Source organism: Actinospica durhamensis (assembly GCF_018139695.1).
Taxonomy (GTDB): Bacteria; Actinomycetota; Actinomycetes; order Streptomycetales; family Catenulisporaceae; genus Actinospica; species Actinospica durhamensis.
Window position 1 is genome coordinate 1 of the sequence record NZ_JAGSOG010000364.1, and the last position, 7,107, is coordinate 7,107.

5 protein-coding genes and 1 pseudogene are annotated in these 7,107 nt (G+C 71.7%); 4 read left to right on the plus strand and 2 right to left on the minus strand.

Going from position 1 to position 7,107, the window contains the following annotated elements:
• Positions 1 to 864 (plus strand): annotated as a pseudogene (locus tag KDL01_RS37465) (hypothetical protein); the annotation flags it as partial.
• A gap of 45 nt (positions 865 to 909) precedes the next feature.
• Here KDL01_RS37465 and KDL01_RS37470 read toward each other — a convergent pair.
• Complete coding sequence (locus KDL01_RS37470; RefSeq protein ID WP_212533466.1) at positions 910 to 1,839, minus strand: SAM-dependent methyltransferase; 930 nt, start codon at positions 1,837 to 1,839, stop codon at positions 910 to 912.
• A 249-nt stretch (positions 1,840 to 2,088) separates the two neighbouring features.
• Here KDL01_RS37470 and KDL01_RS37475 point away from each other — a divergent pair, with 249 nt between their 5' ends.
• Together KDL01_RS37475 and KDL01_RS37480 are read left to right on the plus strand one after the other, a co-directional pair.
• A complete protein-coding gene (locus tag KDL01_RS37475; RefSeq protein ID WP_212533467.1) occupies positions 2,089 to 2,973 on the plus strand; it encodes an alpha/beta fold hydrolase in 885 nt (294 codons plus the stop codon).
• A gap of 235 nt (positions 2,974 to 3,208) precedes the next feature.
• The gene (locus KDL01_RS37480; protein WP_212533468.1) at positions 3,209 to 5,071 is read left to right on the plus strand and encodes a glycoside hydrolase family 15 protein; all 1,863 of its coding nucleotides are present in this window, start codon (positions 3,209 to 3,211) and stop codon (positions 5,069 to 5,071) included.
• Between the two features lie 73 nt (positions 5,072 to 5,144).
• Here KDL01_RS37480 and KDL01_RS37485 read toward each other — a convergent pair whose 3' ends face one another.
• Positions 5,145 to 5,918: an SPFH domain-containing protein gene (locus KDL01_RS37485; RefSeq protein WP_212533469.1), complete on the minus strand. Its 774-nt coding sequence runs from the start codon at positions 5,916 to 5,918 to the stop codon at positions 5,145 to 5,147.
• Positions 5,919 to 6,152: 234 nt separating this feature from the next.
• Here KDL01_RS37485 and KDL01_RS37490 point away from each other — a divergent pair.
• On the plus strand, positions 6,153 to 7,107 hold a 955-nt coding region (locus KDL01_RS37490; protein ID WP_212533470.1), incomplete at its 3' end, for a GNAT family N-acetyltransferase.

The window sequence follows — 7,107 nt, forward strand, 5'->3', positions numbered from 1 at the left end:
GCCTACGACTTCGACAGCGGGAGCCACCGGATCGCGCCCGCGCCGCCGGGGGCGGTGTACCCGCAGGCGGGGATGCCGCCCCGGGTCGGCGGTTCGGCTGCGCCGCCGCGGCGGCTGGGGCCGGGGTATCCGGGCGGCCGGCTTCCACAGGATCCTTATACGCCGCCGGGGCTCGGCCGGGACATCGATCCGCACTACGCCCCGGCCCCGCTCTCGCGCTACGACGAGGACGACGCGGACCGCTCCTCCGACCGCCTCGTCCCGTTCGGCCTCGGCCGGCACCAGCGGCGGCTGCTGCTGCAGACGGGGGCGGTGGTCGTCGCGGTGGGCGCGCTGAGCTGGTGGGCGATCTACACGCTCGGCGGCAGCGGGCACACGAACACCTCGGCCACCGGCACCGGCCACAGCGCCCCGGCCGCGTCCGCGACGCCGGGTGCCAGGGGCGGCGCGTCCGCCTCCGCCGGCGCGGCGCCGACGTCTCCGGCCGCGCAGCAGAGCCTGTCCCAGGGTTCTGTCACCGCGCCGTCCGCGGCCCCGTCCTCCGCCGCGCCCGCGGCCAACGCGGCCGGGGTGGAGTCGGTGCGGGTCACACTGCTCGGCGGCAGCGCGTCGGTGCCGCAGATCGCGGTGCTGATCGCGGTCACCACCGACGGCACCGGGCAGATCACGGTGACCGGCAGCTACTACGGCGCGGACGGTTCCGTACACCGCACGCCGGAGTCGCAGCACTGGACGCTGTCCGGGCAGACGACGTACTCGTTCAGCGTCCCGATCGCGAACAGCGCCTACTGCGGCACGATGTTCACCTTCACGGCGCAGTCCGGCGGACACTCGGCGACCGGAACGACGGCACCGGGCTGCTGAGTACGGCGGGTATGGGTACGGCCGGGCCCTGCGGTCCGGCCGTATTCAGCGCTTGATGATGATGACGCCGCCGACGATGTGGCAGCGGTCCTGCAGGTCGGCGCCGGGGCCGTTGCCGTCGGGGTGCCAGTCGGTCAGCCGGACCAGGCCGGGCGGGAGGAACTCGAAGCCCTCGAGCAGCCGGTCGGTCTGCTCGCGCGAGCGCGGGGTGAACTCGGCCTGGTTGTCCCCGAGCAGGGAGTCCACCACCTCGCCCACCGTCTCGTCGGGGAAATCAAGGTACTGCATCACCACGATCAGGCTGCCAGGAACCAGCGCGTCCGTGATGCTCTCCAGGGCCCGACGCAGCCGTACGTCGCTGCGGGTGTAGTCCAGCATGCCCAGCAGCAGCACCCCGACCGGACGGCTGAAGTCGATCTTCCCGTGCAACCACGGATGGGTGAGCACCGGGCAGGGGTCGCGGAACTCCCCGCGCATCACGTGCAGCGTGTACGAGGGGGCGCGCGCGGCCAGCACGGCCCGGGCGTGCGCGGCGGTGATCGGGTCGTCGGTGACGTAGACGAAGGTGGACTCCGGCGCCCGTTCGCGCACGAACCCGTCCGTACTGTTCATGATGGGGATCGCGGTGCCCATCTGCAGGAACTGGTCGAGCCCGTGCCCGTCGGCGATCCAGGAGCTGGCCCGGTGCGCGAAGGCCTCGGCGGCGCGGGCGTTGACCATGACGTCCGGCCAGAGGGTGAGCAGGTGGCGTACCGCGCCGCGGTCCGACTCGTAGTTGTCCTTGCCGCCGATCATGTAGTCCCACATGCGGATCGGATGCGGCACGTCCGGGTCGACCTCGATCGGCGTCCACGGCTCGTTCGGCCCGATCAGCACCGCGTCCCACGGTGAGGCCGGCTGCTCGCCGGGCAGGGCGCCGCGCCCGGTGGTCCGTCCCCGGGGTCCCGGGGCGGGAGCGGACGGTGCTGTGGCCATGATCGCCTCCCACGTCGGTGGAGCGACCCGCTGCCTCCGGGTGCTCCCGTGTCGCATGGTATTGCAGCCTACCGCCCGCCGTAACGGTTTCGCGCCGGTTCCCGACGGCCCATCAGGTGACGGCCGTCCCGGTGAAACCCCCGCTCGCACGCGTGTGCGTACGGGTGAGCCCTCGTTGAACTGCGGGGATCCGGCAGGTCCGATGAGGCACACTCCATAAAGAAAAGTAATTGAGATATGGAGGTTGCCTTGTCGGACGAACGCGTATTCGAGATCGTACACCGCGGTTATCGGGCCTACGGCCGGGTGTATCCGCACCCCGAGCCGAGGCTCGGCCCGGTGCTTCTGGTGGGCGGCGCGATGCAGCGCAAGGAGGGCTGGGGCCGGTTCGAGGGTGTGCTGCGCCGGGAGTCGACCGTGGTCACGGTGGACCTGCCGGGCTGGGGCGGGGCCGAGGTGCTCCCGGCCCGCTACGGCATCGGCTTCCTGGCCGACTGCCTGGCCGCCGTGCTGCGCGCGGCCGAGGTCGGCACGGTGCACATGTTCGGCGGCTCCTACGGCAGCGCCGTGGCCTACCGGCTGGCCCAGCGCCACCCGCACCTGCTCGGCCGGACCGCGCTGTTCGGGGCGCTCGGCGGGATCCCGCACGGGCTGCACGGGCGGATGGTCGAGACGATCGGGCACCTGCGCTCCGGCCGGCGCGAGCGCTTCGCCCGGGAGGTGCTGGCCACCATGCTGAATCAGGACCCGTCGATCCAGCTGGCCCGGCGCGGCGCGGTCGAGCGCATCCTCTACACCGTCTTCCACGGCCTCGGCCCGAAGGAGGCCGCGCAGTACGAGCAGAACACGCTGCGACTGCTCGCCCCCGAGCCCTTCGACCCGTTCCCGGCGCCCGCCGGACCGCTGCTGTTCGGCGTCGGGGAGCACGACTCGTTCACCACGGTCCGCCACTGCCGCGAATTCGCCGCCGCCTGCCCCGGGTCCCCGTTCGTACGGCTGCGCGACGCCGACCACCCGGTCCACCTGCGCTGCCCCGACGAACTCGCCGGGCTGCTGCAGCGCTTCTTCCGTGGCCAGGCCCTGGAATCGGTGCCCGGCTGCCACCCGGTGGAGTATCCGGCCCTCACCCGTTAGGGTGAGCCGACACGAAGATCGGACGTCTGTCGGGATCGGGTCGCGCGGTCGGCTGAGCCGACCGGGGGACACCGGCGCGCGCCCCGGCGAGCCGTGCCGCCGAGCGGCCCGGCAGCGCCCACCCTGGAGCGCACCCGCCGTGGCCCGCGGCACGCGACCACGTGCGGGGCGGGGCCGTGGGTCGGCCCGGGCGCGCGCGGAGGCGGACACGACTGAAAGGGCACGGGAACCCGGCATGCGACGCTACCCCCCGATCGGCGAGCACGGAATGATCGGAGACCTGCAGAGCTGCGCGCTGGTCTCCTCGGACGGGGTACTCGACTTCTTCTGCGCCCCCCGCTTCGACTCCCCGTCCCTGTTCGCCTCGCTCGTCGACCACGACAAGGGCGGCTACGTGCGGCTCGCCGCGGACGACTCCGAGCTCGGCGGGGACTCGGCCAAGGTCCGCCAGCTCTACCTGCCGGACACCGCGATCCTGGTCACCCGCTTCCTGTCACACCACGGCGTCGGCGAGGTGGTCGACTTCATGCCGCTTGACCGGCCGGAGCGGGCCTCCTCCCGCCGCCGGATCATCAGGATCCTGCGAGTGGTGCGCGGCAGTGTGCGCTTCGTGCTGGAGTGCCGGCCCCGGTTCGACTACGCCAGGGCCGGGCACGAGCTGACCATGCGCGGGGAGCACGCCGCCGTCTTCCGCGGCCCCGAGCTCGACCTGCACCTGCAGGCCACCTTCCCGTTCCGGCGGGAGGGGGACGACGTGGTCGGCACGGTCACGCTCGGGCTCGGCGAGACCGCCGCCGTCGTGCTCGACACCACCGAGCCCGGCTGGATGCCGACCCCGATCACGGTCGAGCAGCTGGAGGAGGACCACGAGCGCACCACCCGGTTCTGGCAGGACTGGCTGCGCGGCTCGGCCTTCCGCGGCCGCTGGCAGACGATGGTGCACCGCTCCGCCATCACCCTCAAACTCCTGACGTACGCGCCGACCGGGGCCCCGATCGCCTCGGCCACCTTCGGCCTGCCCGAGCAGATCGGCGGCGAGCGCAACTGGGACTACCGCTACTGCTGGGTGCGCGACGGCGCGCTCAGCTCGCGGGCCATGGCAGAGCTCGGATTCATCGAGGAGGCGGACGCCTTCCGGCACTGGCTGAGCGAACGGCTGCGCGAACGGGCGCATCCGGGCACCGAGCCGCTGCAGATCATGTACCGCGTGGACGGCGAGCCGCTGCTGCTCGAGGAGGAGCTCGGCCACCTCGAGGGCTACGAGAAGTCGGCCCCGGTGCGGGTCGGCAACGCCGCGGCCGACCAGCTCCAGCTGGACATCTACGGCGAGGCCATCTGGGCCCTGACACAGTCGCGGGAGCTGGCCGAGATCTCCGGGTATCAGGGCTGGCAGACGCTCGCCCGGGTGCTGGACTGGCTGACCGAGAACTGGGACCGCCCGGACGAGGGCATCTGGGAGACCCGCGGCGGCCGCAAGGACTTCACCTTCAGCAGGCTGATGTGCTGGGTGGCGCTGGACCGCGGCATCCGGCTGGCCCACACCTACGCGCGTCCGGCGAACCTGGCCGCGTGGACGGCGGCGCGCGACGCGATCCTGCAACAGGTCATGGAGCGGGGCTTCTCGCCGCGCCGCAACGCCTTCGTGCAGCACTACAACGGCGACGTGCTCGACGCCTCGCTGCTGTTCATGCCGATCGTCGGGTTCATCTCCCCGCGCGACCCGCTGTGGCTGAGCACCCTCGAGGCGATCGAGCAGGACCTGGTGACCGACTCGCTGGTGCACCGCTACGACCCCTCCGCCTCGCCGGACGGGCTGCGCGGCAGCGAGGGTACGTTCAATCTCTGTACATTCCTGTACGTTGACGCGCTGGCCCGGGCCGGCCGCCTCGACCAGGCCCGCTACGCCTTCGACAAGATGATGACGTACTCCAACCACGTCGGCCTGTTCGGCGAGGAGATCGGCCCGACCGGCGAGCAGCTCGGCAACTTCCCGCAGGCCTTCACCCACCTCGCGCTCATCTTCGCCGCCACCACCCTCGGCGGCCAGCTCGAGCGCCGCAGCCAGCGTGGCACCAGCCCGCACGGCCGCGGCTGGTAGCGGGCCGGAGCCCAGCACGTATAACGGCCCGCTGCGGGCGGCATCCACGCCGCCCGCGGCGGACCGCGTCGTCCTACTCCGTCACCGCGCCCGTGTTGAGCACCGGCTGCACCTGCTGCTCGCTGCACAGCACCACCAGCAGGTTCGAGACCAGCTGGGCCTTGCGCGACTCGTCCAGCGTGACCCCGCCGCGCGTCTGCAGGTGTTCGAGGGCTGTGTCGATCATGCCAAGGGCGCCCTCGACGATCTTGAAGCGGGCGCCGACGACCGCAGAGGCCTGCTGCCGGCGCAGCATGTTCCCGGCCACCTCGGGCGCGTAGGCGATGCGCCGCAGCCGAACGTCGAGCACGTCGATGCCGGCGGCTACCAGGCGCGAGCCGAGCTCGGCGCGCAGCGCGTCGGCCACCGCGCTCGGGTCGCCGCTGAGCGAGAGGCGCTCTTGCCCGTGGCTGTCGTACGGGAACCGCGACGCGATGTGGTGCAGCGCGGCCTGCGTCTGCAGCTCCACGAAGCCGTCGTAGTTGAGCACGTCGAACACCGCGCGCGCCGTGTCCTGGACCTGCCAGACGACCATGGCCGAGACCTCGACCGGGTTGCCGTCCATGTCGTTGACCTTCTGGTACTCGCTGTCGTTGGTGCGGATCTTGAGCGAGACCGACTGCTTCTGCGAGATCGGGTTGACCGCGAACCAGCCCGGCTTGCGCAGCGTGCCCGCGTACTTGCCGAGCCGGGTGAGCACCACCGCCTGGTTGGGCCGCACCACGACCAGGCCCCGGAACAGGAAGATGCCCAGCGGCGGAATCACCAGGCAGACCAGGGCTATCGGGAAATACAGGATCCCCGGCATATGCCAGGCACGCTTCTCCTCGGACGGCGCAGACGGCACCGAACCCACCCCCATACCTTCATATTCGTGATGTTGATGTATGCCCCCGCGCCCTGGCGGCCGCGCCGGGCGAGCCTGAGGCCGCGCCAGCGTACTGCGGGCGGCGCGCGCGTGCCACCGGTCCTCATCCGCCTCTCACGCGATGTTCGAACAAATTGCGTTGCATCACACGGATGTGCGAATGATGATGGCCGAATGGAGATCCGCCCCCTTGATCTGCACAGCCCCGACGAGACCGAGGTGTGGTACGCCGCGATGCGCGCGGCCGCGGGTGCCGACCGCGTCGCCCCCGTGGTGGTCGAACGCGACGCCCTGCTGACCTCTTTGCGCAGCAACGCCGCCAACCCGAACTACGACCGCCGCGGGTACGGCGCCTGGCAGGGGCGGGAGTGCGTCGGCACCGCGCTGATCGACCTGCCGCGCCGCGAGAACACCCACCTCGCCGAGGTGGAGATATGCGTCCCGCCGCAGGCCCGCCACCGCGGCGTCGGCCAGGCCCTGTTCGCCCGGCTGCGCGAGACGGCGCGGCAGGAGGGCAGGACGGTCATCGCGGCGGAGGTCAACGCGGCCGGCGTGGGGCCGCACACCCTCAGCGCGAGTCCGGGCGGCAGATTCGCCCTCGCCTGCGGCTTCGCGTCCAAGCACAGCGAGTTGCGGCTGGTACTCGACGTGCCGGTGCCGGAGGCGCAGTTGACGCAGCTGACTGAGAAGGTCCGGCGCCGCGCGGGGGAGTACGACGTCACGGGCTGGACCGGCATACCGCCGCTGGAGGTGCTCGAACCCTTCGCGCACCTGCACACGCTGATGGACGCCGACGTCCCGAGTGGCGAGCTGACGCGGACCCCGGTGGTCTACGACGGCGAGCGCGTCCTGCACATCCAGCAGCGGCTGATCGAGCAGGGATACGGCCTGGTCACGACCCTGGTCAGGGACACGCAGGGGGACCCGGTGGCGTACACGACGATGTTCGTGATGGGCGGGCCGAACCGGGAGGTGTTGCAGGACAACACCTTCGTCCTGCGCGCCCACCGCGGCCGCGGCCTCGGCACGCTCGCCAAACTCGCCAACCTGAGCCTGCTCGCCGAGCACTTCCCGCAGGCCGCGCACGTGCACACCTGGACCGCCGAGGGCCTGTCTCTTATAAACATCT

Bases quoted from the DNA above. Each gene is read 5' to 3' on its own strand.
- KDL01_RS37480 (WP_212533468.1), top strand. From the start codon at position 3,209: ATGCGACGCTACCCCCCGATCGGCGAGCACGGAATGATCGGAGACCTG.
- KDL01_RS37470 (WP_212533466.1), bottom strand. From the start codon at position 1,839: ATGGCCACAGCACCGTCCGCTCCCGCCCCGGGACCCCGGGGACGGACC.
- KDL01_RS37485 (WP_212533469.1), bottom strand. From the start codon at position 5,918: ATGCCGGGGATCCTGTATTTCCCGATAGCCCTGGTCTGCCTGGTGATT.